Raw genomic sequence first — 26,417 nt, forward strand, 5'->3', positions numbered from 1 at the left:
CGCACCGCCCCGGGGAACCGTCGCCGTCGCCGTGGAAGGACCGTCCGTGAGCACCCTCCCCTACCTCGACCCCGCTCTGCCCGTGGCCGACCGCGTCGAGGACCTCCTCGCGCGGATGACCCTCCCCGAGAAGGTCGGACAGATGCTCCAGCTCGACGCGCGCGACGGCGTCGGGCCGGCGGTCCTGGACAAGCACGCCGGGTCGCTGCTGCACACCTCTCCGCAGAACGTGGTCGAGGCCCACGCGCTCACCGCGCAGACCCGACTCGGCGTCCCGCTGCTGGTCGCCGAGGACTGCATCCACGGCCACTCCTTCTGGGTCGGCGCGACGATCTTCCCCACGCAGCTCGGCATGGCCGCCACGTGGGACCCCGAGCTCGTCGAGCAGGTCGCCCGCGCCACCGCGGTCGAGGTCGCCGCGACCGGCATCCACTGGACGTTCTCCCCCGTGCTGTGCATCGCGCGCGACCTGCGCTGGGGGCGCGTCGACGAGACGTTCGGCGAGGACCCGTACCTCATCGGCGAGCTCGCGTCGGCGATGGTCCGCGGGTACCAGGGCGACGGCCTCGCCGACCCGACCGGGGTCCTCGCGACCGCCAAGCACTTCGCCGGCTACTCCGAGACGCAGGGCGGCCGCGACGCGAGCGAGGCCGACATCTCGCCCCGCAAGCTCCGGTCCTGGTTCCTGCCGCCGTTCGAGCGCGTCGCCCGGGAGGGCTGCGCGACGTTCATGCTCGGCTACCAGTCCATGGACGGCGTACCCGTCACCGTCAACGGCTGGCTGCTCGACGACGTCCTGCGCGGTGAGTGGGGCTACACCGGCACGCTGGTCACCGACTGGGACAACGTGGGCCGCATGGTCTGGGAGCAGCACATCCAGCCCGACTACGTGCACGCCTCCGCCGCCGCCGTGCGCGCGGGCAACGACATGGTCATGACCACGCCGAAGTTCTTCGAGGGCGCGCTCGAGGCGGTCGCCCGCGGCCTCGTCGAGGAGACCGCGATCGACGCGGCCGTGCGCCGCATCCTCACGCTCAAGTTCCGGCTGGGCCTGTTCGAGGACCCGCGGCGCCCCGACGTGGCGCGCCAGGAGGCCGTCATCGCCTCGGCGGAGCACACCGCCGTCAACCTCGAGGTCGCGCGGCGCTCGCTCGTCCTGCTCACGAACGACGGCACGCTCCCCTTCACCGGCGGGCGCACGGTCGCCGTCGTCGGGCCCAACGCGGACGACGACCACACGCAGCTCGGCGACTGGGCCGGCGCGTCGGGCCAGGCCGACTGGCTGCCCGACGGCCACCCGCGCGAGATGACCACGACCGTCCTCGACGGCTTCCGTGCCCTCGTCCCCGAGGGCTGGACGGTCACGCACGCGCGCGGCGCCGACATCCTCACGCTCGAGCCCGACCCCGAGGGCGAGCTGTTCCCCGACGGCCAGCCGCGGCCGCAGGTCGTCGTGCCCGCCGAGCCCGACGACGCGCTGATCGCCGAGGCCGTGGCCGCGGCACGCGAGGCGGACCTCGTCGTCGCCGTCGTCGGTGACCGGATCGAGCTCGTCGGCGAGGGCAGGTCGACCGCGACGCTCGAGCTCGTCGGCGGCCAGGTCGCCCTGCTCGACGCGCTCGTCGCGACCGGCACGCCCGTCGTGGTCGTCGTCGTGGCGTCCAAGCCGCTCGTGCTCCCGCCGTCCGCGCACGCGGCGGCCGCGATCATCTGGGCCGCGAACCCGGGCATGCGCGGCGGCCAGGCCGTCGCCGAGCTCGTCCTCGGCCAGATCGAGCCCGAGGGCCGGCTCCCGATCTCGTTCGCCCGGCACGCCGGACAGCAGCCCACGTACTACAACGTGGTCCGCGGGCAGCACGGCGACCGGTATGCCGACCTCACCCAGAGCCCCGCGTTCGCCTTCGGCGACGGCCTGAGCTACACGACGGTCGACTACGCGGACCTGCGCGTCCTCGGCTCGGTGCACGGTCCCGACGACGTCGTGCGCGCCCAGGTCACGCTGACCAACACCGGCACGCGGCCCGTCCGCGAGACCGTGCAGGTCTACGTGAGCGACACGGTCACGTCCGTGACGTGGGCCGAGAAGGAGCTCAAGGCGTACCGCAAGGTCGCGCTCGCACCCGGTGAGCAGGTGACGGTCGACCTCGAGGTGCCGGTCGCGGACTGCACGATCGTCGACGCGCAGGGCCGCCGGGTCGTCGAGCCGGGCGAGTTCGAGCTCCGCGTCGGCCCGTCGTCGCGCGAGGACGCGCTCCTGCGCGCGCCGTTCACCGTCAAGGGCTGAGCGGGAGCGAGACCCTCGGCCGACCCCTGCCGAGGAGGTTTTCCACAGGACCGGAGGGCAGCGCGACCGCCATTCGACGGGGCTGCTACTTTTACGTAGCACAGAGGTGCGGCTCGCACCTCGCCGTTCACGTCAGGGGGAACATATGACTGCTCGCCGCATCCGACCGATCGCCGCCGTCGGGGCCTGTACCGCGATGCTGCTCACCGTGGGGGTCGGAGGCGCCACGGCACGCACCGACCCGTCGGACGGCGCGTCGCGCCCGGACGGCGCCGACGCCACCGCGACGCTCGTCGCGGACATCGCGCCCGACCAGGGCGAGGTCGTCGAGGGTGTCCTTCGGGACGGGACGGTCGTCGCGCAGGCGTCCGGCATCGACGCCACCGTCCCGCTCGACGCGGACCGCCCAGTCGTCCTCGAGGCGTCCGCCGGGCCCGCGCTCGAGGTGTCCCTGCCAACGGAGGTCACCGTCGGCGACGGACAGGTCGCCGACGACGGCACCGTCGTCTATCCGGCGACGGACGGCGGCGCCCATGCCGCCGTACAGGCTCTCGACGACGGGTCGGTGCGCCTCCAGACCATCACCCAGGGCCCCGACGAGCCCCACGAGTTCACGTACCGGTTCGGCGACGGCATCACGCCCGTGGAGGGTCGGGACGGCGCCGTCGAGCTCGTCCAGGAGGTCTCCCCGGGGGTCGCCGTGACCGTCGGCGAGATCAGCCCGCCCTGGGCCGCGGACGCCGACGGCACACCGCTGAGCACCTCCTACGCGATCCAGGGCGACGCCGTCGTCCAGACCGTCGACGTCGACGAGTCCACGGTTTACCCGGTGGTGGCCGACCCGAAGATGACCAAGACCTGGTGGAATACGACCGTGTACTTCAACCGGAACGAGACGCGGCGGATCGCGGACGGAGCGCAGGTGACGGCGTTCGTCTCCGGCCTGGTCCCCGTCCCCGTCGCCAAGGCGATCGCCGCCATGGCGCAGGCCGCCTCGCTCTACGCGCGCCTCTGGTACAACGAGGGCAGGTGCATCAAGTTCGTGTACTACCTCGACCGGGCGAACGTCTGGCAGCCCTACGCCGGCTCCGAGGCAGGCAGGTACTGCCGGTGAGCGAGGCGAACCTCTGGCTCCTGCTGTGCGGGGCCCTCGGCCTCCTCGTGGCGTGGGCGCAGCACGCTGCCGAGCGACGGGAGACGCCGCGGTCCGTCACGACCGTCACGACGGTCGGCGTCGTCGCCGCGGCAGCCCTGTGCGCGTCCGCCGAGGGCCAGTGGCTCTCCGCGGGCGGAGCGGTGCTCCTGCCCTACGTCGCCCTGCGCCTCGTCCTGGGACGCGGTCACCGGTCCTCGGAGTAGCCGCACACGACCACTTCCGCGTCGCGCCCTCCGTTTCTCCGAAGGGCGTGACCGCCCCGTCCGGGGCGGTCACGCGCACGCGGGAGCGTGGACCGGGTGCCGCGCGCCCCCCAGGAGTCACCTCCTGCGCGGCACCCCGTCGGGCGCTCTCGAACGGCTCCCACCCCCGTCCGAGAGCGCTCGACACCTCGTCAGCAGGCTCGTCCGCCCGTCCGCGGCCCCTCTTCCGGTGGACGTCGTGCGCGTCAGGCGCCGGTCGCGACGCGCTCCGGCTCCACCGTGGACTGCTCGCGGTCGACGCGCGCCGCGCGGAGCCGCGACATGATCACCGCGCCGAACGCGATCGCCGCCGCGACGACCGCGATGCCGATGCGCAGCGCGTGGTTCGCGTCCGCCGGCACGCTCATGAGCACCACCGCGGGGGCGATGAGCACCGACACGAGGTTCATGACCTTGATGAGCGGGTTGATCGCCGGGCCTGCCGTGTCCTTGAACGGGTCGCCGACGGTGTCGCCGATGACGGTCGCCGCGTGCGCCTCCGAGCCCTTGCCCCCGTACGCGCCGTCCTCGACGATCTTCTTCGCGTTGTCCCACGCCCCGCCCGAGTTGGCGAGGAACACGGCCATGAGCACGCCCGCGCCGATCGCCCCGGCGAGGAAGCCGGCGAGGGGGCCGACGCCCAGGCCGAACCCGACCGCGATGGGCGCGAACGCGGCGAGCAGACCCGGCGTCGCGAGCTCGCGCAGCGAGTCGCGCGTGCAGATGTCGACGACCTTGCCGTACTCCGGGCGCTCCTTGAACGTCATGATCCCGGGGTGCTCGCGGAACTGGCGTCGCACCTCGAAGACGATCGCCCCGGCGGCCCGCGTCACGGCGTCGATCGCGAGGCCGGAGAAGAGGAACACCGTGGCGGCACCGAGGATCACGCCCACGAGCGTGATCGGCGAGATGATCTCGTAGTCGAGCATCGCCGTGACGAGGCCGCTCCCGACCGTCTGCACGTCTGCCATCGCGTGGCTCACCGCGTCGGCGTACGACCCGAACAGCGCCGTCGCGGCGAGGACGGCCGTCGTGATCGCGATGCCCTTGGTGATGGCCTTCGTCGTGTTGCCCACCGCGTCGAGGTCCGTGAGGATCTGGGCCGCCTCCTCGTCGCCGTCGCCCGACTCGCCCACCGACATCTCGTAGATGCCCTGGGCGTTGTCCGAGACCGGGCCGAACGTGTCCATCGCGACGATGACGCCGACCGTGGTGAGCAGCCCGCACCCGGCGAGCGCGACGAGGAACAGCGCGAGCCACACCGAGCCGCCCGCGAGGAGGAACAGGCCGCAGATCGCGGCAGCGATGACGCCCGCCGTGTACACCGCGGACTCGAACCCGACGCCGATGCCGGACAGGACGACGGTCGCGGCGCCCGTGCGCGAGGTGGCCGCCACGTGCAGCGTCGGCTTCGACGTCGTGCCGGTGAAGTAGCCCGTGATCCACAGGATGATGCCCGCGAGGACGATGCCGATCACGACCGCCAGGCTCGCGACGACGCGCGGGTCGGCCGCGAGGCCGGACAGGTCGCCGAGGTCCGCGGTGCCGTCGAGCGCCGAGAACGACGACGGCAGGTAGACGAACGCGGCGACCGCGGCGAGCACCGCGCCGATGAGCGCCGAGAGGTAGAAGCCGCGGTAGATGGCCTTGAGCCCGTTCTCCTGACCGCGCACGCGCGTGATGAAGACGCCGAGCACCGCCACGAGCGCGCCGAGCGCGGTGACGATCAGGGGGAAGACGAGCCCCTCCTCGCCCATCGCGGCCTTGCCGAGGATGAGCGCCGCGACGAGCGTCACCGCGTACGACTCGAACAGGTCGGCGGCCATGCCCGCGCAGTCGCCCACGTTGTCGCCCACGTTGTCCGCGATCGTCGCCGCGTTGCGCGGGTCGTCCTCGGGGATGCCCTGCTCGACCTTGCCGACCAGGTCCGCGCCGACGTCGGCCGCCTTGGTGAAGATGCCGCCGCCGACGCGCATGAACATGGCGAGCAGCGCGGCGCCGAAGCCGAAGCCCTCGAGCACGGCCGGCGCGTCGCCCTTGTAGACCAGCACGACACCCGCGGCGCCGAGCAGTCCGAGGCCGACGACCGACATGCCGACGACGCCGCCCGTCCGGAACGCGATGCGCGCGCCCTCGGTGCGCCCGCCCGGCCGGGTCGCGGCCGACGCGACGCGCACGTTGGCCCGCACCGCGAGCCACATGCCGAGGTAGCCGATCGCCGCCGAGAAGCCGGCACCGACGAGGAACGCCACCGAGCGCCCGACGCGGATGCCGCCGTCACCGGGCAGCAGGAACAGCAGGCCGAACACGATCACCGCGAACAGGGCGAGCGTGCGGAACTGGCGGCTCAGGTAGGCCCCTGCGCCCTCCTGCACGGCCTGGGCGATGTCCTGCATCTTCGCCGTGCCGTCGTCGGCGGCGAGGACCTGTCTGCGCAGGACGAACGCGAAGACCAGCGCCACGAGCGCGATCACCGCGATGACGGCGACGATGGTGAGACTTTCCGAACCGAGCGTGAGCATCCGTCCTCCTTGACGAACCGCGCGACCGTCGCGCCGGTCCCCTGCCGGAGCGATGGGGGTGAGTCTACGCACGTGTGTCGTACGTCACGACCACTCGTGCACGACGTCACGAGCGCGCCCGGTGACGGCGCCCCGGGGCCGTCAGCCCGGCGGTCGCGCGGTCCCTCCGCCGGTGCCCGGGGCGAGGCCCGCGGCGAGGCGCGCGACGACGTCGGGCCGGGTGAGCGGGTAGAGGTGGCTCTCGCCCGCGAGCCCGACCCGCGGGACCCCGAGCCGGTCCGACAGCTCGCGCTGCGCGCGCAGGAACCGGGCGCTCGCCCGCAGGCCGGTGACGAGCAGCGGCTCGGCGCCCGCGGGCAGACGGCGGTCGTCGTCGAGCAGGTCGCGGACCCGCGGCGCCTGCTCCCAGCTCGCGAACCACTGGTGCGCGAGCAGCGTCCACACCTCGCGCGAGCCGTAGCGGGCGCGCGCGACGTCGCGCGGGAGGCGGTCCGGTGCGCGCGTGACCACCCGGACGCCCACACGGCGCAGGGTCGCGCCCGTCACGGCGAGCCCGGTCGCGAGCACGCCCGCCGCCGCGGTGCCGGCCCGGGCCGTGACCCGTCCCGTGTGGAGGGCCGGGAGATGGGCCTCCCACGGGCTCGTCGGGTCGAGGAGCACGAGCCGGCGGACCTCGTCCGGGTGGAGCAGGGCCCACTCGAGCGCGGTGAGCCCACCGACCGAGTGCCCGACGAGGTCCACGGGCCGCGACCCGTCGATGCCGAGGCCCTCTCGCACCACGTCGACCGGTCCCGTCACGGGCACGCGCCACGCGTCGAGGACGCGGACGTCGTCGGTGCCGCACACGGTGCCGAGGGCACGTGCGAGCGGGGCGAAGTCCTCGGGCGTGAGCGCCAGTCCGGGCAGGACGACCCAGGTCATGCGGACTCCTTCTCTCGCGGTGCGCGACCACCCTACGGAGCGCTCCTGGGCGTGCGTAGGGTGGAGCCTGTGTCCACGCCCAGCACCCCCGTGACCGACCCGACCCTCCACGAGCGCGCGCACGCGCACGCCCAGGACCTCGCGACGTTCGTCGAGGCGTCCCCGTCGTCCTACCACGCGGCCCACGAGGTCGCGCGGCGCCTGGAGGCCGCGGGCTTCGAGCGGCTCGACGAGACGGCGGCGTGGCCGACGGCGGGCGGCAGCGGGGGCGCCGGGCCCGCGGGCGGGCGGTACGTCGTCGTGCGCGACGGCGCGGTCATCGCCTGGGCGGTCCCGGTCGGCGCGAGCGCGACGACGCCGTTCGCGATCCTCGGCGCCCACACCGACTCGCCCGGCTTCAAGCTCAAGCCGCGCCCGAGCGTGGGCCGCGAGGGCTGGTGGCAGGCGGGCGTGGAGGTCTACGGCGGCCCGCTGCTCAACTCGTGGCTCGACCGCGAGCTCGAGCTCGCCGGTCGGCTGGTGACGTCGGACGGCGTGGAGCACCTCGTGCGCACCGGCCCGCTCCTGCGCATCCCGCAGCTCGCGATCCACCTCGACCGGGCCGCGAACGACGGGCTCGCGCTCGACAAGCAGCAGCACACGCAGCCCGTGTGGGGGCTCGCGTCGGCATCGGGGCCGGCGGGGTCCGACGTCGCGGGTGCGGCGCACGGGACGAGCGGCGGGGACGTGCTCGCGGAGCTCGCGCACCACGCCGGCGTGCGCGCGAGCGAGGTCGCGGGGTACGACGTGGTCGTCGCCGACACGCAGACGCCGCGCGTCTTCGGTGCGCACGGTGCGTTCCTCGCGTCCGGACGGCTCGACAACCTGCTCTCCGTGCACGCGGGGCTCGTCGCGCTGCTCGAGGTCGCCGGGACGCCGGACGCCCCTGTCGAGGGCGACGTGATCCCGGTGCTCGCGGCGTTCGACCACGAGGAGATCGGCTCGGAGTCGCGCTCCGGGGCGTCGGGCCCGTTCCTCGCCGACGTCCTGGCCCGGGTCGCGGCCGGCCTGGACGCGACGGAGGAGGAGCGGCACCGCCAGCTCGCGGCGTCGCTGTGCGTGTCGAGCGACGTCGGGCACTCGGTGCACCCGAACTACCCGGAGCGCCACGACCCCGCGAACAGGCCGCTCGCGGGCGGCGGGCCGATCCTCAAGATCAACGCCAACCAGCGGTACACGACCGACGCGCACGGCGCGGCGGCCTGGGCGCGGGCCTGCGCGCGCGCCGGGGTGCCGAGCCAGGAGTTCGTGTCGAAGAACACCGTGCCGTGCGGCTCGACGATCGGCCCGCTCACGGCGACGCGACTCGGCATCCGCACGGTCGACGTCGGCGTCCCCATCCTCTCGATGCACTCCGCACGCGAGCTCACCGCCGTCGTCGACCCCTGGTACCTCGCCCGCGCGGTGGTCGAGGTCTTCCGCGGCTGACCCCGCCCCGCACCCCGCCGAGCATGCGGTGGACTCCCGTCGCACGACGCCGACGGGGCAACACCGCATGGTCAACGGGGTGCGGCCGCGTGCTCAGCGCGGGCGCGGACGCCGCGCAGCATCTTCTGCGTCATGAGGAAGCTCACCGGCTGGACCGCCTCGACGACGGCGCGGCCTGCGGCGCCCAGTGGCAGGTACCGCTCACGGACCAGCAGACGCGACCGGGGCGTGCCGTCCTCGCCCGGCGGGAGCGGGCGGACGACGAACGCCCAGGAGAACCGGAACGGCATCGTGTCCGGCTGCCCCGGACCGGGAGCGCCGAGCAGCACGAGGTGCGAGCCCGGCTCCAGGAGCGCGACGCGCAGGACGGCCTCGTCGGCGAGGTGGACGTCGTCGCCGACCGCCAGCCCTTGCCAGCGCTCCTCGATCACGTCGGTGCTGCGGATGCCCAGGCCGACGAGGTTCTCCAGCACGTCGTAGGAGTAGAACCCGCCGCGCCCCTGGCCGAGCTGCACCAGCCACGGCCAGACCTCCGACGGCGGCGCGTCGACCGTGACCGCCCGCGTCGCGACGACGGCGCGGGCGTCGGGCACGAGCTCGTCGCCGGGGAGCACGCACTCGTGCTCGCCCTCCCACGTGCCCCACGTCTGGGTCATGCGCCGGGTGAGCAGGAGCGCCCCGACGGCGAGCGCCGTCGTCGCCACGACCCGGACCCCGCGCACTGCTCCCATGACCCGATCCTCGGCCGAGGGCAGTGCCCGGCGCGAGGGCCGGAGGTCCCGAGCGCGGCCGTCCGCGGCCGAGTCTCGAGCCGGAGGTGGGAGACTCGGAGCGTGCCGCACGCCCCCGCCTCCACCTCCCTGCGACCGACGAGCGCGGCCCTGCTCGACGTGCTGCGCGCGGGCGGGCGGCGTGACGAGCGGCTGCTGCACGTGCGCGAGCTGCCCGCGCGGGCGGGCGCGCAGGCCGAGTGGCCGGAGTGGGCCGACGCGTCGCTCGTCGCGGGGTACCGCGCGCTCGGCGTGGACCGCCCGTGGGAGCACCAGGTCGTCGCGGCCGACGCCGCGTGGTCGGGCCGCCATGTCGCGCTCGCCACCTCGACGGGCTCCGGCAAGTCGCTCGCGTTCTGGCTCCCCGCCCTCTCCTCGGTCCGGGCCGACGCCGCCGCACGCCTCCTCGACCCCGGCCGCATCGAGTCGGTCGCACGCCGCGGCGCCGTGCTCTACCTGTCGCCCACCAAGGCGCTCGCCGCAGACCAGCTCTCGGGGCTCCAACGGCTGCTCGACGCGGCCGGGACGCGCGACGTGCGGGTCGCGACGTGCGACGGCGACACCGGCCAGGACGAGCGCCGGTGGGTCCGCGAGCACGCCGACGTCGTGCTGACCAACCCCGACTTCCTGCACTTCGCGCTCCTGCCGAACCACCGGGGCTGGTCCCGGCTGCTGCGCGACCTGCGGTACGTCGTCGTCGACGAGGGCCACGCCTACCGCGGCGTGTTCGGCGCGCACGTGTCCCTCGTCCTGCGACGCCTGCGACGGCTCGCCGCGCACTACGCGCGCGAGGGCGACCGACCCCCGACGTTCGTCGTCGCGTCGGCCACGACCGCCGACCCGGCCACGAGCGCGGCGCGCCTCGTGGGGGTCGAGCCCGACGACGTCGTGACGGTCGCGCGGGACACCTCGCCCGCGGGGCGCAAGACGTTCGCGCTGTGGGAACCGCCCGTGGTCGTGGGCTTCGACGCGGCGACCACGGACGGCCGCGCCGTGGGGCACGACGACGACCCGGCCGTCCCGACGGCCGTCGACGCCGCGGCCGAGCACCCGCGGCGCAGCGCGACGGCCGAGGCGGCAGACCTGCTCGCGGACCTCGTCATCGCGGGCGCGCGCACGCTCGCGTTCACGCGCTCGCGCCGAGGCGCGGAGTCGGTCGCGGTCCAGACGCAGGACAGCGTGCGCGTCGTCGACCCGCGGCTCGTGCGGCGCGTCGCCGCCTACCGCGGCGGGTACCTGCCCGAGGAGCGGCGCGAGCTCGAGGACGCCGTGCGCACGGGCGACGTCCTGGGCCTCGCCACGACCAACGCGCTCGAGCTCGGCGTCGACATCTCGGGCCTGGACGCCGTCCTCATCGCGGGCTGGCCGGGCACCCGCATGTCGGTGTGGCAGCAGGCAGGCCGCGCCGGACGCGCGGGCGCGGACGGCCTCGTGGCGTTCGTCGCGCGGGAGGACCCGCTCGACACCTTCCTCGTGCACCACCCCGAGGCCGTGTTCGACGCCCCGCTCGAGGCGACCGTGTTCGACCCCGCGAACCCGTACGTCCTCGCCCCCCACCTGTGCGCGGCCGCTGCCGAGAACCCGCTGCGCTCCGACGACCTCGCAGCGTTCGGCGACCCCGACGCCGTGCGCGGCCTGCTCGACGTGCTCGTCGCCCGCGGCGCGCTGCGCCGTCGCGCGTCCGGCTGGTACTGGACGCACGCGCAGCCCGCGTCGGGCATGACCGACCTGCGCGGCTCGGGCGGCGCGCCCGTGCGGGTCGCCGAGGCGCGCACCGGCCGGCTGCTCGGCACGGTCGACGCCGCGTCCGCGGACGGGTCCGTGCACGACGGCGCCGTGTACGTCCACCAGGGCCGCACCTACGTCGTCGAGCACCTCGACCTCGCCGACCACGTCGCGCTCGTGCGCCGCCAGGACGTCGACCACGGGACGTGGTCGCGGTCCACGACGTCCATCACGATCGTCGACGAGCCCGCAGACGGCGACGTCGCGGCGGGGCGCGAGGTCGTCGAGCGGTCCTGGGGACCTGTCGGATGGGGCTACGGCCCGGTCGACGTCTGCTCGCAGGTCGTGAGCTTCCAGCGCCGCCGTCTCCCGGACCTCCAGGTGCTCGGCACCGAGACGCTCGACCTCCCCGAGCGCACGCTCCCCACGATGGCCGTGTGGTGGACCGTCCCGCAGTCGGTGATCGAGGAGGCGGAGGTCGACGCCGACGAGCTGCCCGGCGCGCTGCACGCCGCCGAGCACGCGTCGATCGGCCTCCTCCCGCTCCTCGCGACCTGCGACCGCTGGGACCTCGGCGGCGTCTCCACGGCACTGCACGCCGACACCGGCGAGGCGACCGTGTTCGTGCACGACGCCTACCCCGGTGGGGCCGGCTTCGCCGAGCGCGGGTTCGAGCTGGGCGCGACGTGGCTGCGCGCGACGCGCGACGCCATCTCCCGCTGCCCCTGCCACGACGGCTGCCCGGCGTGCGTGCAGTCCCCGAAGTGCGGGTCGTACAACGCCCCGCTCGAGAAGGCTGCCGCCGTCCGTCTGCTCGACGCCGTGCTCGCCCACGCCCCCACCCCGTAGGACCGCGGGCCGCGCCGAGGGAGAACCGGCTCGTACCCCGCGGTGCGCTGGGCGGTCCGGGCGGTGGTGGTTCCGCGTCCACCGACCACCGCTCGTTCCTCGCGGCCCGCCTGTCATCGGTCGAGATCTGCTCCAGGCCCGACCACGAACGCGGCACCAGCACCCACCCCGACCGGGTCCGTCTCACCGTGGTCCGTGGTCCGTGGTCCTGGGTCCGTGGGCACCGTGGACAGGGCGCTCGTTCAGCGCTCCGTCGCCGGGCCGGCCCGGGCAGCGGCGCTCGCCCGGCCCAGCGCGACACCGAGGACGGTGACGCCGGTGGTCGAGGCGACGTCCACCCGCACGACCCCGCCGCCCTGCTCGCCGCACGCGGTGACCGACACCGCATTACGCGCCGCGACCTCGCGGGCGCGACCGCACGGGTCCCAGCCGTCGCGAGCGGCCGTGGCGGCCGCGAGCGCCGCGAGGTCGGCCCCGGTCTGCGCTGCCCCACGTGCCGCCTGGGCGTGCGCGAGCGCGGCCAGCCCGAGGGCGAGGACGAGCACGGCGGCGACGACGCCGAGCACGAGCACCGTGCCCGCTCCGCGCTCCGCGTCGAGTGCCTCGTCGTGCTGCCCGCTCCCGGCCTGGGCCGTACCGCGACCGGTGCTGCGCGCTCGCCGCGCACGCGCGGTCGGGCCTCCCCCGACCACAGCCCGTTCCGGGGTCACGGCTCGACCCACGCGACGGCCTCGCCGCTCGCACGCAGCGGCGACCCGGAGAGCCACCCGCCGACGACGGGCGTCGTGACGCGGACCTCGACCCACGGGTCGCCGCGCACGACGCCGACGGTCGCGTCGTCCCCGGCCAGCCGGAGCGCCGTCGCGCGGACGGTCGCGTCGTCCTCACCGATCGCGGCGGCACGGGCGGCGGCCCTCGCCGCGTCGGCGGAGCGCATCTGGGCGCCCGCCGCCGCGGCGAGGGTGAGGACGACGACGAGGACGAGGACGACCGCCAGCAGCGCGACGGCGAGCTCGGCCGTGACCGCACCCCGCTCCCGGCCGTCGCGAGGCCGGAGCCCGCGCAGGCAGACCCAGCGCGGGCAGACCTCGCGCGAGCGGAGCGTCCACGACCGGGGCCTGCACCACGCACCGGTGCCCGTGCCTGCGTCCCGTCGCACGGCTCAGCCCAGCGACAGCGCGCTGCGCACGATGCCGAGCAGCAGCTCGCGCACCTCGCCGCTCTTGAGCACGACGATGAGCAGCCCGGCGAAACCCGCCGCCGCGACGGTCGCGATGGCGTACTCCGCGGTCGCGAGACCAGCCTCACCGTCCTGTCCCGTGCTCGTCCCCGTCAGGCGCGCGAGCGCGCGCCGAACTCGTCCTGGCATGTCAGGTCTCCCCTCTCGTTGCCCGCGTCTGCGGGCGGTCCAGGACACCGTGGCGGGTCGACGACCGGGTCAGCACCCTGCCCCGCGTCGTCGGTGGACGGGACCCTCGCGCGAGGGACCTGTGGACGGCGACGGTCCCCGCACGCCGGGGAATCGTCGTGCCGAGGACCCTGCACGTGTGCGCGCCCAGGACCTGCACGTGTGCGCACCCGAGGCTCCGCGCCCGCCGGTGGCGCCGCTCGGAACACCGAGGAGGCTGGCTCCGTGCGGGCCGTCAGTCCCAGGTCAGGGGGTCCAGGAAGAGGTGGAACCGGAGCCGGTCCGGGTCGACCGGAGACCCGTAGAGCGGCTGGAGCTGGTCCTGGAGGTGCCGGGCCTCGTCCGGCCACGTGTCCTGCGCGCTCGCGAGCAGCAACGACAGGTCGGCGTGCCGGTCGGCCACGCCGAGGCGAGCGAGGTCGACGAACCCGGAGAACTCCAGCGTCTCCGGGTCGAGCAGGATGTTGGGCAGGCAGAGGTCGCCGTGGCAGACCACCTGGTCGGCTGCCTCCTGCTCCTGGCGTACGGGCAGCTCGGCGGCGAGCTCGGCGAGCAGGTCGCGGCCCGTCCGCGGCTCCTGCTCGGGGCGCAGGAACTCCCGGCGCACGGCGCCACGCGCCACCACGTCCTGCGCCAGCGCGTACATCGTGCGCAGCCCCCGGTCGAACGGGCAGTCGCCAACAGGGACGTCGTGGAGCGCCGCGGCCGCCGCGGCGATGTTCGTCCACGCCTGCCAGACCTGGTCAGGACGGACCTGGTCGGCCGGCGTCCCGGGCACCGCGCTGGTCGTCAGGACCGCCCCGTCCGGGGCTTCCGCCCATCCCAGCAACCGGGGCCCGGGGATCCCCTGGTCGGCGGCCCACCGCACGCGATCGCGCTCGCCGGCCAGCGCGGCCGTCTGGTCGTCGCTCACGACCTTGGCGTACCGAGCACCGTCCGTGCTCACGAACACCCGGGCGGACGACTCGCCGCTACCGACCTCCTTCCAGCGCCCCTGGGCGAGGTCTCCCCGCTCGGTCTGGCCGACGGCGGTCGCATCCATCGGCCCACCGTAGCGAGCGGCCCGTCGGTACGGCATCGACAGCACTCGCGCTCGACCCGGCACGAGCAAGTCTGGGCACGGGTGCGGGCCCGGTGCCAGCAGTCCCGCAGTCCCGCAGTCCGACAGTCCGACAGTCCGACAGTCCGACAGTCCGACAGTCCGACAGTCCGAGAGGATCGACTACCCGCCCAACAGACCGGACCCCAGCGAGACGAGGACGGGCACCAGCCCGACGAGCACGAACGCCGGGAGGAAGCACGCGCCGAGCGGGAGCACGAGGTGCACGGCGAGGCCCGCTGCGGCGGTCTTGGCCGCGGCGGTCCGGTCCTGTCGCGACGCCTGCGCCGCGGCCCGCAGCGCGGGTGCGGGGGCGGCGCCGTGCAGCCAGGCCGGACGCAGCGCGCGCTGCACGACCGCGAGCCGCGGTGGCGCCGTCACCCAGGCGGCGTCCCAGGACGCGCCGAGGAGGAGGGCCGCGCCCGCGGCCCGCAGCCCAGCCCCCTCCCGACCACCGACGCACGAGCCGACCACGTCCAGCGCGCGCGGCACCGCGGCCCCGGAGCGGACCGCCGCCGCCAAGAGCTCGAGGAGCACGCCCGTCTCGAGGGTCCCGGTGTCGTCCGGGCGCCCCCGACCTCCGCCCTGGGCCTCCCGCTCGCCGTCACCCCGCGCCCCGTCGGGGCGGCCGACGGCGCTCTGCGCGCGTCGCGACACCGCGACGGCCCGCCGCTCGACGACCGCCCGCGCTACCCACCACGGCGCGGTCGCCGCCAGGGTCCATGCCGTCACCAGGAGCGCGGTCACCGGTCCTCCCCCGCGCTGCGCGCCCGCTCGACGAGCCGCGCGGACCAGGTGCGGCCCGCGAGCAGGAGCAGGAGCCCCAGCAGGACCCCGACCGTCCCGAGGCCGCCGTCGGTCGCGGTGCCGAGCGGGTCGGCACCGAGGACGTAGCCCAGCAGCACACCGACCGCCGGGAGCCAGAGGAGCACGCGCGCGGTCGCCCGGGGCCCGGCGAGCGCCGCGTCCCGCTCCGCGCGGGCCTCGGCGTCGGCCGCCACCGATGCCGCGACCTCGTCGAGCACGGAGGCGAGCGGTGCGCCCACCTCGGCCGCGAGCCGGCACGCCGCGACGAGTGCCCGCGCGGTCGCGGGCCCGCCCACGTGCGGCGCGAGGTCGGCGACCCGGGGTACGCCGGCGGCGTCGACCCGCACCCCGACCGCCCGCTCCCACGCGGCGCCGGGCGCGGCACCGGACCGCAGGAGCGACCCCACCTGTGTCACGACGACGCGCACCAGCTCCGGTATCGCCCGTGCCCGGGAACGACGCGGCAGGAACGCCGGTCGCCCGGGTCGCGACGACGAGGTACCGACGACGCTGCTGGCCCGGCGCCCGCCGCGCGCTGCCACGCACCAGACCGCCGCGCCGACGAGCACGCCCACGAGGAGCGTCATGCGCACCTCACGCGCACCACCGCGCCACGAGCTCGTCCCAGGCCGGTCCGGCGACGGGCCCGGTGGTGCCGGCGCCGCCGTCCTCATCGACACCGACACCGACAGAGGAGCCGTCGCGCAGGCCCGACACCCCGTCCCACGAGGCCGCGACGTCGACCCGGAGCCCGGCCCGGACGTCGCCGCGCACGACCCCGACCTGGGCGAGCACGCGCCGGGTGGTGCCGCCCGCGCGCACGCGGCGCAGGTGCAGCACGACGTCGAGCCCGCCGACCACCTGTGCCGCCACGGCGGCGCGGTCCATGCCCGCGAGCGCTGCCAACGCCTCCAGCCGGGCCGGGATCACCTCGACGTCGTTGGCGTGGATCGTCGCCAGGCCGCCCTCGTGACCGGTGTTGAGGGCCATGAGCACCTCGCGGACCTCCGCCCCACGGCACTCGCCGAGCACGATGCGGTCGGGGCGCATCCGGAGGGCGGCGCGCACGAGGTCGGCGAGGTCGACCCCGCCGGCTCCCTCGACGTTCGCCCGCCGCGCGGTGAGCGGGACGACGTGCGGGTGGTCAGGGTCGAGCTCGCGGGCCTCCTCCACGCAGACGATGCGCTCGTCGGGCGGGACGAGCGCGAGCAGCGCGGCGAGCAGGGTCGTCTTGCCGGTCCCGGTCCCCCCGGACACGAGCACGCTCGCGCGCCGGGCGACGAGCCCGCGCAGGACCGGCTCCCAGGCGCCCGGCACCGTGCCGGACGCGACGAGGTCGGCCAGCCCGAACGTCCGCGTCCGCAGCACGCGCAGCGAGATCACGGCTCCGGGCCCGCACACGGGTGCCACCACCGCGTGGAGCCGCGTCCCGTCGGGGAGCCGGGCGTCGACCACGGGCGAGGCGTCGTCGAGGCGCTGTCCGCCCGCGGCGGCGAGCCGCACGGCCAGCGACCGCACGGCCTCCGGCCCGCCGAGCGGGACGACGACCCGTTGGAGCCCGGTCCCACGGTCGACCCAGACCTCGTCCGGCCCGTTGACGAGCACGTCGGTCACGCCCGGCTCGTCGAGGTACCGCTGGAGCGGGCCTGCGCCGAAGATCTCCGCGTGCGCCGTGCGGGTGAGCTCCCGCAGGGCGGTGGTACCGAGCACGCGCCCGGACGCGCGCAGCGCGTCGGCGACAGCTGCGTCGTCGGGTCCCGCCCCCGAGCGCGCTCCCGGCTCGGCACCGACCCGCACGAGGCGGTCCCGGACGCCGTCGAGCAGCGGGCCGCGCCCCCGCTCGGTCCGCCCGGGAGCCGCGTCGCGCCCGCTCACCGGTCGCTCCCCGCGTACCGCGCCGCGAGGTCTCGACCCGCGCGGACGACCGGCCCCCGGCCGACGCACGGACCCTGGCCGCGCTCGATCGCCCCGGCGAGCGCCCGGTCCCAGCCCACCGTGGCGGCGACCTCGAGCCCGACGGCGTCCGCGACCTCGCCGCCGGACAACCGCCCCGGAGCGGGGCGGCGCAGGACGAGGGCCGCCCGACCGAGGACCCGGTCGCGCACCGCCGCGGCGCCTGCGACCCCGGCCACGTCGAGCGGAGTCACGACCAGCACCTCGTCGCACGCCCCGAGCAGCCCGGCGCCGGCCGCGCCCGACCCGATCGCGGCACGGTCGACGTCGAGCACGAGGACCCCCGACCGGCCGGACGTGACCTCGGCGAGCCCCGCCACGACGTCTGCGAGCGCCGCGGCCTCCGGGCCGCCGCCGCGCTCGGTGCTGACGACCGGGACCGTGCCCCACCGCGGCAGGCGCGCGAGGAGGTCCTCGCCGTCGAGCCGGCCGCGCGCGTCGGCGAGGTCGGGCCAGCGCACCCCCGGGTCCTGCTCGATCCCGAGGAGCACGTCGAGACCACCGCCCACGAGCGCGAGGTCGACCAGGCAGGTGGGTGCGCGGCGTCGTGCCACCGCGCGGGCGAGCGAGGCCGCGACGACGCTCGCCCCCGCCCCGCCGCGCGCTCCCACCACCGCCACGACCGCTCCGCCCATCGTGTCCTCCTCCGCTGCCCCGTCGACCGGCGCCCCACCCTGCCCTGACCGGCGGGGCGCCGTCGGGCCGCCCGCGCGACCTGTGGACGGGTGCCCCGGCGAGCGCTCCTGTGGACGGCCACGTTCCGCGGCTAGGCTCGCGACCGTGACCCCGCTCCCGGACCCGACGGACCCGCCGCGCACCGGCCGGGTCGCCGCGTTCTTCGACCTGGACAAGACGATCATCGCGACGTCGTCGGCCGCGGCGTTCTCCCGGCCGTTCTTCGCCGGCGGGCTCATCAACCGCGGGGACGTGCTGCGCAGCGCGTACGCCCACTTCCTGTTCATGGTCGGCGGCGCGGACGCGGACCAGACCGAGCGCATGCGCGCGCACCTGTCGAGCCTCGTGACCGGCTGGGACGTGGCCACGGTGTCGCGCATCGTGGAGGAGACGCTGCACGAGCACATCGACCCCGTCGTCTACGCGGAGGCGGTCGAGCTCATCGAGTCCCACCACGAGCACGGGCACGACGTCGTCATCGTGTCCGCCTCCGGGAGCGAGGTCGTCGAGCCCATCGCGGCGGTGCTGGGCGCCGACCACGCGATCTCGTCGCGCATGGCCGTCGAGGACGGCCGGTACACGGGCGCGATCGACTTCTACGCGTACGGCGAGAACAAGGCCGTCGCGCTCCGCGAGCTCGCCGAGCGCGAGGGGTACGACCTGGAGGCGAGCTACGCCTACTCCGACTCCGTGACCGACGCCCCCATGCTGGGCGCCGTCGGGCACGCGTTCGTCGTCAACCCCGACCGGACGCTGCGCCGGCTCGCCGCGGAGCACGGCTGGGGTACCCTGACGTTCTCGAAGCCCGTAGCCCTGCGGTCGCACCTCGCCGGGTCGACGCCGGCCCTCGCCGCGGCCGGCGTCGTCGCGCTCGGCGTCGTGGCGTGGGTCGTCTGGCGCGCGCTGCGCCGTCGCCGCCGCGGCTGAAGCCGCCGCGACGGACGGGCCCGAGCCGAGATCACGAACCCACCGCACGCGCCGAAGGGCCGATCCGGACCTCCCGGACCAACCGCTCCGAGCTGTTCGAACGCCTGTAGAACACGGTGTGGAAGTACCCGCGGAGCGGTTGCGCTCGCCGACCGCCCGGGCTGTGATGGAGGGACAACAGCATCTCGGCGGTACCCACGCGCAGGAAGTCCACGTAGGGACTCGCTGACCGGACGAGACCCGGCCACGACGGCCACCTCGCGCCGTTGCAGCGGACACGGTTGCACGCCTGATAGCCGCCGCGATGCTGGCGGGACGGCGCTCCTGAGGGGGCGCCGTCGTCGTGCCCGGTACGTGGCCGCCGCGCGATACTGGAGCCCATGACGTCAGCGCCGAGTGTCTCCTCCTCCATCACCGTCCGCCTCCAGGTCGAGGCGCGTCCCACCGCCGTGAGCGAGCTGACGACGGCGATCGAGCACACGGGCGGGATCGTCTCCGCCCTCGACGTCACGGCGTCGGGCCACGAGCGCATCACGGTCGACGTCACGGTCGCGACGCGCGGCGAGGAGCACGCCGGGCAGATCGTCGAGGCGCTGCGCGCGCTGCCGGGCGTCGTGGTCGACCGCGTCTCGGACCGCACGTTCCTGCTGCACCTGGGCGGCAAGCTGAAGATCGAGTCCAAGGTACCGATCCGCAACCGCGACGACCTGTCGATGATCTACACGCCCGGCGTCGCGCGCGTGTGCGAGGCGATCGCGGCCAAGCCCGACGACGCGCGCCGCCTCACGATCAAGCGCAACACCATCGCGGTGGTCACCGACGGATCGGCCGTGCTCGGGCTGGGAGACATCGGCCCGCTCGCCTCGCTGCCCGTCATGGAGGGCAAGGCCGCGCTGTTCAAGCGGTTCGCGGACATCGACGCGTTCCCGATCGCGCTCGACACCACCGACGTCGACGAGATCGTCCGCACCGTCAAGGCCATCGCGCCCGTGTTCGCCGGCATCAACCTCGAGGACATCTCGGCGCCGCGCTGCTTCGAGATCGAGGCACGGCTGCGCGCCGAGCTCGACATCCCCGTGTTCCACGACGACCAGCACGGCACGGCGATCGTCGCGCTGGCGGCGCTGACGAACGCGCTGAAGGTCGTGGGCAAGGACCTGCCGGACGTGCGCATCGTGCTGTCGGGCGCCGGTGCCGCCGGGACCGCGGTACTCAAGCTGCTGCTCGCCGCGGGCGCGCACGACGTCGTCGTCGCCGACATCGAGGGCGTCGTCCACCCCGCACGGCCGGGCCTGTCGCCGTCGCTCGCGTGGACCGCGGTCAACACCAACCCGCGGCGCGTCACCGGGACGCTGCGCGAGGCCGTCGTGGACGCGGACGTGTTCATCGGCGTGTCCGCTCCCGACGTCCTCACGGGCGACGACGTCGCGCGCATGGCGCCCGGCGCGATCGTCTTCGCGATGGCGAACCCGCGCCCCGAGGTCGACCCGGTCGAGGCGGCGCGGCACGCGGCGATCGTCGGCACCGGGCGCTCCGACTTCGCGAACCAGATCAACAACGTCCTCGCGTTCCCCGGCGTGTTCCGCGGCCTGCTCGACGCGCAGTCGCACCGCATCACCGACGGGATGCTGCTCGCGGCGGCCCGCGCCCTCGCGTCCGCGATCCACGAGGACCAGCTCAACCCGACCTACATCATCCCGAGCGTGTTCAACCCCGAGGTGACGACGCTCGTCGCCGCCGCCGTCGAGCGGGCCGCGCGTGCTGCCGACGAGGCCGAGCCCGCCGCGCTCACCGGCGGGCTCCCGCGCGTCGCGCCCGCGACGGCACCCACGTCGGTCTCGCCGACCTCGACCACCACCACGGAGGCCTGACCGTGCAGCGCGTCACCACCCGCAACGCCGCGTTCCAGCAGTGGGAGGCGCTGCTCACCAACCGCACCAAGCGGCACCGCGCGGGCGAGATGGTCGTCCAGGGGGTGCGCCCGATCACGCTCGCCGTCGAGTCCGGCTGGACCGTGCGGACGTGGCTCGTGGACGCGGACCGGTCGCTGTCGAGCTGGGCGCACGCGATGCTCGACCGCGTGCGCACCCAGCGGTTCGCCGTGTCGTCGGAGCTGATGCGTGAGCTCGGCGGCAAGGAGGACGACGCCCCCGAGCTGCTCGCGGTCGTCGCGACACCGCCCGACGACCTGGGGCGGATCGCCGCGGACGGCCGCGCCTCGGGGGCCGACACCGCGTTCCTCGGCGTCGTGCTCGACCGGCCCACGAGCCCGGGGAACGTCGGGACGGTCGCGCGGTCGCTCGACGCGTTCGGGGGCGGCGGCCTGATCGTCGCGGGGCACGCCGCGGACCCGTACGACCCGCGGGCCGTGCGCGCGAGCACCGGCTCGATCTTCTCCGTGCCGACGGTCCGCGTGCCCGCGGGGCGCGACGTCCTCGGCTGGGTCGCCGCACAGCGCTCCGCCGGGGTCCCGCTGACCCTGCTCGGGACGGACGAGCACGGCGACGTCGAGCTCGCCGAGCACGACCTCACCCGCCCGACCCTCGTCCTCACCGGCAACGAGACGACCGGTCTCAGCGCGGGCTGGCGCGAAGCCTGCGACGTCATGGTGAGCATCCCCATGCTCGGCACGGCCAGCTCGCTCAACGCCGCGAGCGCGACCACGGTCGTGCTGTACGAGGCCGTGCGCCAGCGCCGGGCGCGCTGACGCGGCGGTCCCGGGAGCCCCGCGGGTCCCATCCTCGGGGTATTTGCGAGCGATCCCGCCGAATGGTGGACCTCTGTGACCGCGCTCACGACAACGGGTCTAGACTCCCGAAGGTCGGGGCCTGCCGCGGTGGGCGTCCGACCGCCCTGCGTCCGCCGCCGCTCCCCGGTGGCCCACGCACGGGCGCCGCACCAGAGTCGATGCGCACCGGAGGTCAGCGTGCCAGAGAACGAGTCCACCACTGCCCAGCCCGGGTTGGAGAACCTCCTCCACGAGACCCGGAGCTTCCCGCCGAGCCCGGAGTTCGCCGCGCAGGCGAACGCGAAGCCGGAGCTCTACGAGGAGGCACGGGCCGACCGGCTCGCGTTCTGGGCGCGGCAGGCGAACGACCTCGTCACGTGGCGCACGCCCTTCACCGAGACGCTCGACTGGTCGCAGGCTCCCGTCGCGCGCTGGTTCGCGGACGGCACGCTCAACGCCGCCTACAACGCGGTGGACCGTCACGTCGAGGCGGGACTGGGCGACCGGGTCGCGATCCACTTCGAGGGCGAGCCGGGCGACACCCGCACGGTGACGTACGCGGAGCTCCAGCGCGACGTGTCGCGTGCGGCCAACGCGCTCGCGGCGCTGGGCGTCGAGACCGGCGACCGCGTCGTCATCTACCTGCCGATGGTCGTCGAGGCCGTCGTCGCGATGCTCGCGTGCGCGCGCATCGGCGCCCCGCACTCGGTCGTGTTCGGCGGGTTCTCCGCCGACGCGCTGCGCAGCCGCATCGCCGACGCCGAGGCGAAGCTCGTCATCACGGCCGACGGCGGGTACCGCCGCGGCGCGGCCTCGGCCCTCAAGCCCGCGGTCGACGAGGCGCTCGCGCCCAAGGAGGGCGCGGACCCGACCACGGTCGAGCACGTGCTCGTCGTGCGTCGCACGGGGCAGGACACGGCCTGGACGGACGGCCGCGACGTGTGGTGGCACGACGCGCTCGAGTCGGCCGACACGACGCACACGCCCGTGTGGGTCGAGGCCGAGCACCCGCTGTTCATCCTCTACACGTCCGGGACGACCGGGAAGCCCAAGGGCATCCTGCACACGACCGGTGGGTACCTCACGCAGGCCGCGTACACGCACCGCAACGTCTTCGACCTCAAGGCCGAGAGCGACGTCTACTGGTGCACCGCAGACATCGGCTGGGTCACGGGCCACTCGTACGTCGTCTACGGCCCGCTGCTCAACGGCGCGACGCAGGTCATCTACGAGGGCACCCCGGACTCGCCGCACCAGGGCCGCTGGTGGGAGATCGTCGAGAAGTACAAGGTCTCGATCCTCTACACGGCGCCCACCGCGATCCGCGCGTGCATGAAGTGGGGCGAGGAGATCCCGGCGAAGTTCGACCTGTCGTCGCTGCGCGTGCTCGGGTCGGTGGGCGAGCCCATCAACCCCGAGGCGTGGATGTGGTACCGCCGCGTCATCGGCGGCGACCGCACGCCCATCGTGGACACGTGGTGGCAGACGGAGACGGGCGCGATCATGATCTCCCCGCTCCCCGGCGTCACGGCCGCCAAGCCGGGCTCCGCCCAGGTGCCGCTCCCGGGCATCGCCGCGGACGTCGTCGACGACGAGGCGCACTCCGTGCCGAACGGCGGCGGCGGGTACCTCGTGCTGTCCGAGCCGTGGCCGTCCATGCTGCGTGGCATCTGGGGCGACCTCGAGCGCTTCAAGGACACGTACTGGTCGCGCTTCCCGGGGATCTACTTCGCGGGCGACGGCGCCAAGAAGGACGAGGACGGCGACATCTGGCTCCTCGGCCGGGTCGACGACGTCATGAACGTCTCGGGCCACCGCCTGTCCACCACGGAGATCGAGTCGGCGCTCGTCTCGCACGAGATCGTCGCGGAGGCCGCGGTCGTCGGCGCGAGCGACGACCTCACGGGCCAGGCCGTCGTCGCGTTCGTCATCCTGCGCGGCGAGCACGCGGCCAGGGCTGCGGACGCCGACGGCGCCGCCGCCGTGCAGACCGAGCTGCGCAACCACGTGGCGAAGGAGATCGGCCCGATCGCCAAGCCCAAGCGCATCCTCGTCGTGCCGGAGCTGCCCAAGACCCGGTCCGGCAAGATCATGCGCCGTCTGCTGCGCGACGTCGCGGAGAACCGCACCGTCGGCGACGCGACGACCCTCGCCGACTCGTCGGTGATGGACCTCATCTCGGCCGGCCTGCAGAAGCCGTCGTCCTCGGACGACTGACCGGGCCCACGCCGACCACGGGGTTGGTGTCGTTCTCCGGCGGAGAACGACACCAACCCCGTTCTCGTGGGTGGGCAGGCTCGTGCTCGGCGCGACCGCCCCGGGCGAGCGTGTGACGAAGCCGCGTGGAGCGGCGCCCCCGCCGCGGGCGATATGTCCGTGCCCGGCGTCCCGTGGACGGCGTAGCGTCGAGACGTGCCACCCGTTCCCGCGGCCGACGGTCGCGCCCTCCTCGTCGAGCAGCTCGACCTGCGCAGCGACTGCGCGCGCTGCACCGGCCTGTGCTGCGTCGGGCTGCACCTCGTGCGCTCCACCGACTTCGCGATCGACAAGCCCGCAGGCACCCCGTGCCCGAACCTGCTCGACGACTTCGGGTGCGGCATCCACTCGCGGCTGCGCGAGTCCGGCTTCCCCGGCTGCGTCGCGTACGACTGCCTGGGGGCGGGCCAGCGCGTGACGGCGGCCGTCCGGTCCGCGCACGACGGCGCGACGTGGCGCGACGACGCCGCCGCCGCGCGCGACGCGTTCGCCGCGCTCCCCGTCGTCACGCAGCTCCACGAGCTGCTCTGGTACCTCGCCGAGGTGCTGTCGCTGCCCGCCGCAGCGCCCGTGCACGACGACGCACGGCGCGCCCTCGCGCAGACGGCACCCCTCGCGGACCTCGCCCCGGCCGCCCTCCTCGCGCTCGACGTCGGCGCCGTCCGCCGCGACGTCGGGCGGCTGATCGACCGTGCGAGCGCGCTCGTGCGCGACGCGGCCCGGGCCACCGCGTCCCGCCGCCCTCCGCAACAGGGAGTCGTCGACGCCGGATCGCGGAGCACCCTCCGCCGAGGACCCAGCGACGGTCGCGGCGACGGGCCGCGGGGCTCCGCCGTCGTGCACCGGGCGCCCGACGGCGGCTTGCGGCGCCGGCTGCGGCCCGGCGCGGACCTCGTCGGCGCCGACCTGCGCGGTCTCGACCTCACCGGTTCCGATCTCCGCGGCGCGCTGCTGCTCGGTGCGGACCTGCGCGGGGGCCGGTTCGACGCCGTCGACCTCCTCGGCGCGGACCTGCGCGGCGCCGACGCGCGCGGCACCGACCTCTCCCGGGCGCTGTTCCTCACCCCGGCGCAGGCCGGTGCGGTCCGCCGGGACGAGCGCACGGCCCTCCCTGCCGCCGTCGCCTGAGTCCGCTCCCACCGGTCACATCGCGAGATCGGCGCTCCCCGTCGAGATCGGCAGCTGCGACCGCCGATCCCGACGGGGACCGCCGATCTCGGTCAGCGCAGGGTGGCCCGTCGCGCCAGCGGGGCCGCCACGACGGCGCACACGACGACGAGCGCCGCCGCGCCCCAGGCGAGCGCGCCGTACGACGAGAAGCCGATGATCGCCCCGGCGAGGATGCCGCCGACCGCGCCGCCCGTGTTCATCGCGAGGTCGGAGAGGCCCTGCACGGACGTGCGCGACGGGCCGGGTGTGGCGTCGACGAGCAGCGCCGACCCGGCGACGAGCCCGCACGACCAGCCGAGCCCGAGCAGCACGAGGCCGACCGTCAGCCGCGCGGAGTCCTCCCCTGGCGCGCCCGCCACCACGACGGCGGCCGCAAGGAGCAGCGCGCCCCCGACGTAGAGCACGCGCGCGTGCCCGACCCGGTCGGCGAGCCACCCCACGACCGGGCTGAGCGCGTACATGCCCGCGATGTGCGCGCTGATGACCAGGCCGACGACCTGGAGCGTCGCGCCGCCGTGGTTCATGTGGACGGGCGTCATCGACATGAGCCCGACCATGACGAGATGGCTCAGGACGATCGCGCCGAGGGCGAGGCGCGCCGTCGGGCTGGCCGACACCACAGCCCACCCTGCGCGCAGGCCGTCGCGCCACGACGGCCCCGGGCCGTCACCCGGCACAGCAGCCGGGGCCGCGGCGGGCGCTGCGACGTCCGCCGCGTCCGACGTCGCGCGCGACGCGAGCAGCGGGTCGGGCCGCAGCCACACCGCGACGACAGCCGCCGCCAGCGCGAACGCGATCGCCGCGAGGACGAACGGCGCGGCGCTCGGCGCGGTCGAGCCGTGCTGCGCGTGCGCGTCGCCGAGGCGCAGGCCCGGGCCGGCCACGCGGTCCGCGAGCCCGGCGAGCGTCGGCCCGACGACGGAGCCCACCGTCGTCGCCCACACCACCACGGACAGGTCGCGCGCCCGCCGCTGGGGCGTCGCGAGGTCGGTCGCCGCGAACCGGGACGCGAGCCCGGCGGCCGTGCCCGACCCGAACAGGAGCATGGCCACGACGAGCAGGGGCCACGAGCCGACGAGCACGGCGACCGTCGCGAGGACCGCGCCGCCGGTCGCGACGCCGAAGCCGAGGAGCAGGGATGGCCGCCGCCCGCGCTGCCCTGCGACGTGCGCGAGCGGCAGCGCGACGAGCGCGGCGCCGACGACGCCCGACGTCGAGGTGAGGCCGGCGATCGCGTCGGACCCCGAGAGCGCGGACGCGACGAGCGGCGCGACCGCGATTCCGCTCGCGACGCCGACCCCCGAGAGCACCTGCGTCGCGGCGAGCGTCGTGAGGGTGCGGCGCTGCGTCGGGAGGGCAGGGTCGCCGGGCGCGGCCACAGGGCGCACGGACGACGGGTCGGGGGCGGGCGGTTCGGTGCTCACGGGTGCACCGTAGGCCGCGGCGGACCGCCCTGAC

The 26,417-nt window shown here is 75.4% G+C and carries 22 protein-coding genes; 10 read left to right on the top strand and 12 right to left on the bottom strand.

The features are described from left to right. Positions 1-46 precede the first annotated feature (46 nt). From AC6CH9_RS01330 to AC6CH9_RS01340, 3 genes are all read left to right on the top strand, one after another. A complete protein-coding gene (locus tag AC6CH9_RS01330; protein WP_498153295.1) occupies positions 47-2,284 on the top strand; it encodes an exo-beta-d-1,3/1,6-glucosidase in 2,238 nt (745 codons plus the stop codon). Between the two features lie 196 nt (positions 2,285-2,480). Beyond that, positions 2,481-3,398, top strand: a complete 918-nt coding sequence (locus AC6CH9_RS01335; RefSeq protein WP_498153296.1) for a hypothetical protein — start codon at positions 2,481-2,483, stop codon at positions 3,396-3,398. Then, positions 3,395-3,643 (top strand): hypothetical protein, encoded by a 249-nt coding sequence (locus AC6CH9_RS01340; protein WP_498153297.1) that lies wholly within the window; start codon positions 3,395-3,397, stop codon positions 3,641-3,643. Before AC6CH9_RS01335 ends, AC6CH9_RS01340 begins: the two co-directional genes overlap by 4 nt. 245 nt (positions 3,644-3,888) lie before the next feature. Here AC6CH9_RS01340 and AC6CH9_RS01345 read toward each other — a convergent pair whose 3' ends face one another. Together AC6CH9_RS01345 and AC6CH9_RS01350 are read right to left on the bottom strand one after the other, a co-directional pair. Continuing rightward, positions 3,889-6,204, bottom strand: a complete 2,316-nt coding sequence (locus AC6CH9_RS01345) for a sodium-translocating pyrophosphatase (RefSeq protein ID WP_498153298.1) — start codon at positions 6,202-6,204, stop codon at positions 3,889-3,891. A gap of 141 nt (positions 6,205-6,345) precedes the next feature. Next, positions 6,346-7,125 (bottom strand): alpha/beta fold hydrolase, encoded by a 780-nt coding sequence (locus tag AC6CH9_RS01350; RefSeq protein ID WP_498153299.1) that lies wholly within the window; start codon positions 7,123-7,125, stop codon positions 6,346-6,348. Positions 7,126-7,194: 69 nt separating this feature from the next. Between AC6CH9_RS01350 and AC6CH9_RS01355 the strand changes: the two genes are divergently transcribed. Further along, positions 7,195-8,592 carry a M18 family aminopeptidase gene (locus AC6CH9_RS01355; protein WP_498153300.1) on the top strand — a complete coding sequence of 466 codons (1,398 nt, stop codon included), beginning with the start codon at positions 7,195-7,197 and terminating at the stop codon, positions 8,590-8,592. A 71-nt stretch (positions 8,593-8,663) separates the two neighbouring features. On the opposite strand, the gene AC6CH9_RS01360 is transcribed toward AC6CH9_RS01355, so the two are convergent. After that, positions 8,664-9,323 carry an SRPBCC family protein gene (locus AC6CH9_RS01360; protein ID WP_498153301.1) on the bottom strand — a complete coding sequence of 220 codons (660 nt, stop codon included), beginning with the start codon at positions 9,321-9,323 and terminating at the stop codon, positions 8,664-8,666. A 102-nt stretch (positions 9,324-9,425) separates the two neighbouring features. Here AC6CH9_RS01360 and AC6CH9_RS01365 point away from each other — a divergent pair, with 102 nt between their 5' ends. After that, complete coding sequence (locus tag AC6CH9_RS01365) at positions 9,426-11,936, top strand: DEAD/DEAH box helicase (RefSeq protein ID WP_498153302.1); 2,511 nt, start codon at positions 9,426-9,428, stop codon at positions 11,934-11,936. A 242-nt stretch (positions 11,937-12,178) separates the two neighbouring features. Here the strand turns inward: AC6CH9_RS01365 and AC6CH9_RS01370 are convergent, their stop codons facing one another. The 8 genes from AC6CH9_RS01370 to AC6CH9_RS01405 all read right to left on the bottom strand — a co-directional run bounded on the left by AC6CH9_RS01370 (position 12,179) and on the right by AC6CH9_RS01405 (position 17,838). Further along, a complete protein-coding gene (locus AC6CH9_RS01370; RefSeq protein ID WP_498153303.1) occupies positions 12,179-12,646 on the bottom strand; it encodes an Rv3654c family TadE-like protein in 468 nt (155 codons plus the stop codon). Continuing rightward, complete coding sequence (locus AC6CH9_RS01375; protein ID WP_498153304.1) at positions 12,643-13,095, bottom strand: TadE family type IV pilus minor pilin; 453 nt, start codon at positions 13,093-13,095, stop codon at positions 12,643-12,645. Before AC6CH9_RS01375 ends, AC6CH9_RS01370 begins: the two co-directional genes overlap by 4 nt. 3 nt (positions 13,096-13,098) lie before the next feature. Beyond that, positions 13,099-13,305, bottom strand: a complete 207-nt coding sequence (locus AC6CH9_RS01380) for a DUF4244 domain-containing protein (protein WP_167551039.1) — start codon at positions 13,303-13,305, stop codon at positions 13,099-13,101. Between the two features lie 274 nt (positions 13,306-13,579). Beyond that, the gene (locus AC6CH9_RS01385) at positions 13,580-14,386 is read right to left on the bottom strand and encodes an aminoglycoside 3'-phosphotransferase (protein ID WP_498153305.1); all 807 of its coding nucleotides are present in this window, start codon (positions 14,384-14,386) and stop codon (positions 13,580-13,582) included. Positions 14,387-14,566: 180 nt separating this feature from the next. Beyond that, positions 14,567-15,190: a type II secretion system F family protein gene (locus AC6CH9_RS01390; RefSeq protein WP_498153306.1), complete on the bottom strand. Its 624-nt coding sequence runs from the start codon at positions 15,188-15,190 to the stop codon at positions 14,567-14,569. Next, positions 15,187-15,837 (bottom strand): hypothetical protein, encoded by a 651-nt coding sequence (locus AC6CH9_RS01395; RefSeq protein ID WP_498153307.1) that lies wholly within the window; start codon positions 15,835-15,837, stop codon positions 15,187-15,189. The genes AC6CH9_RS01390 and AC6CH9_RS01395 overlap by 4 nt, the downstream gene beginning before the upstream one ends. A 7-nt stretch (positions 15,838-15,844) precedes the next feature. Further along, entirely contained in the window at positions 15,845-17,125 is a 1,281-nt protein-coding gene (locus AC6CH9_RS01400) for a TadA family conjugal transfer-associated ATPase (RefSeq protein WP_498153308.1), read from the bottom strand. Further along, positions 17,122-17,838: a CpaE-like family protein gene (locus AC6CH9_RS01405; RefSeq protein WP_498153309.1), complete on the bottom strand. Its 717-nt coding sequence runs from the start codon at positions 17,836-17,838 to the stop codon at positions 17,122-17,124. Before AC6CH9_RS01405 ends, AC6CH9_RS01400 begins: the two co-directional genes overlap by 4 nt. Positions 17,839-17,983: 145 nt before the next feature. Between AC6CH9_RS01405 and AC6CH9_RS01410 the strand changes: the two genes are divergently transcribed. The 5 genes from AC6CH9_RS01410 to AC6CH9_RS01430 all read left to right on the top strand — a co-directional run bounded on the left by AC6CH9_RS01410 (position 17,984) and on the right by AC6CH9_RS01430 (position 24,917). Continuing rightward, positions 17,984-18,805 (top strand): HAD family hydrolase, encoded by an 822-nt coding sequence (locus AC6CH9_RS01410; RefSeq protein WP_498153310.1) that lies wholly within the window; start codon positions 17,984-17,986, stop codon positions 18,803-18,805. Positions 18,806-19,185: 380 nt separating this feature from the next. Continuing rightward, positions 19,186-20,676: an NAD-dependent malic enzyme gene (locus AC6CH9_RS01415; protein WP_498153311.1), complete on the top strand. Its 1,491-nt coding sequence runs from the start codon at positions 19,186-19,188 to the stop codon at positions 20,674-20,676. Positions 20,677-20,678: 2 nt separating this feature from the next. Continuing rightward, a complete protein-coding gene (locus AC6CH9_RS01420) occupies positions 20,679-21,512 on the top strand; it encodes an RNA methyltransferase (RefSeq protein ID WP_498153312.1) in 834 nt (277 codons plus the stop codon). A gap of 219 nt (positions 21,513-21,731) precedes the next feature. Further along, positions 21,732-23,750, top strand: coding sequence for an acetate--CoA ligase (gene acs / locus AC6CH9_RS01425; protein WP_498153313.1), 2,019 nt, complete (start codon positions 21,732-21,734; stop codon positions 23,748-23,750). 195 nt (positions 23,751-23,945) lie between these two features. Then, complete coding sequence (locus AC6CH9_RS01430) at positions 23,946-24,917, top strand: pentapeptide repeat-containing protein (protein ID WP_498153314.1); 972 nt, start codon at positions 23,946-23,948, stop codon at positions 24,915-24,917. Between the two features lie 92 nt (positions 24,918-25,009). Here AC6CH9_RS01430 and AC6CH9_RS01435 read toward each other — a convergent pair whose 3' ends face one another. Continuing rightward, positions 25,010-26,383, bottom strand: a complete 1,374-nt coding sequence (locus AC6CH9_RS01435) for an MFS transporter (RefSeq protein WP_498153315.1) — start codon at positions 26,381-26,383, stop codon at positions 25,010-25,012. Positions 26,384-26,417 lie beyond the last annotated feature (34 nt).

The sequence above is a fragment of the Cellulosimicrobium sp. GQ32 genome (genome assembly GCF_059758455.1).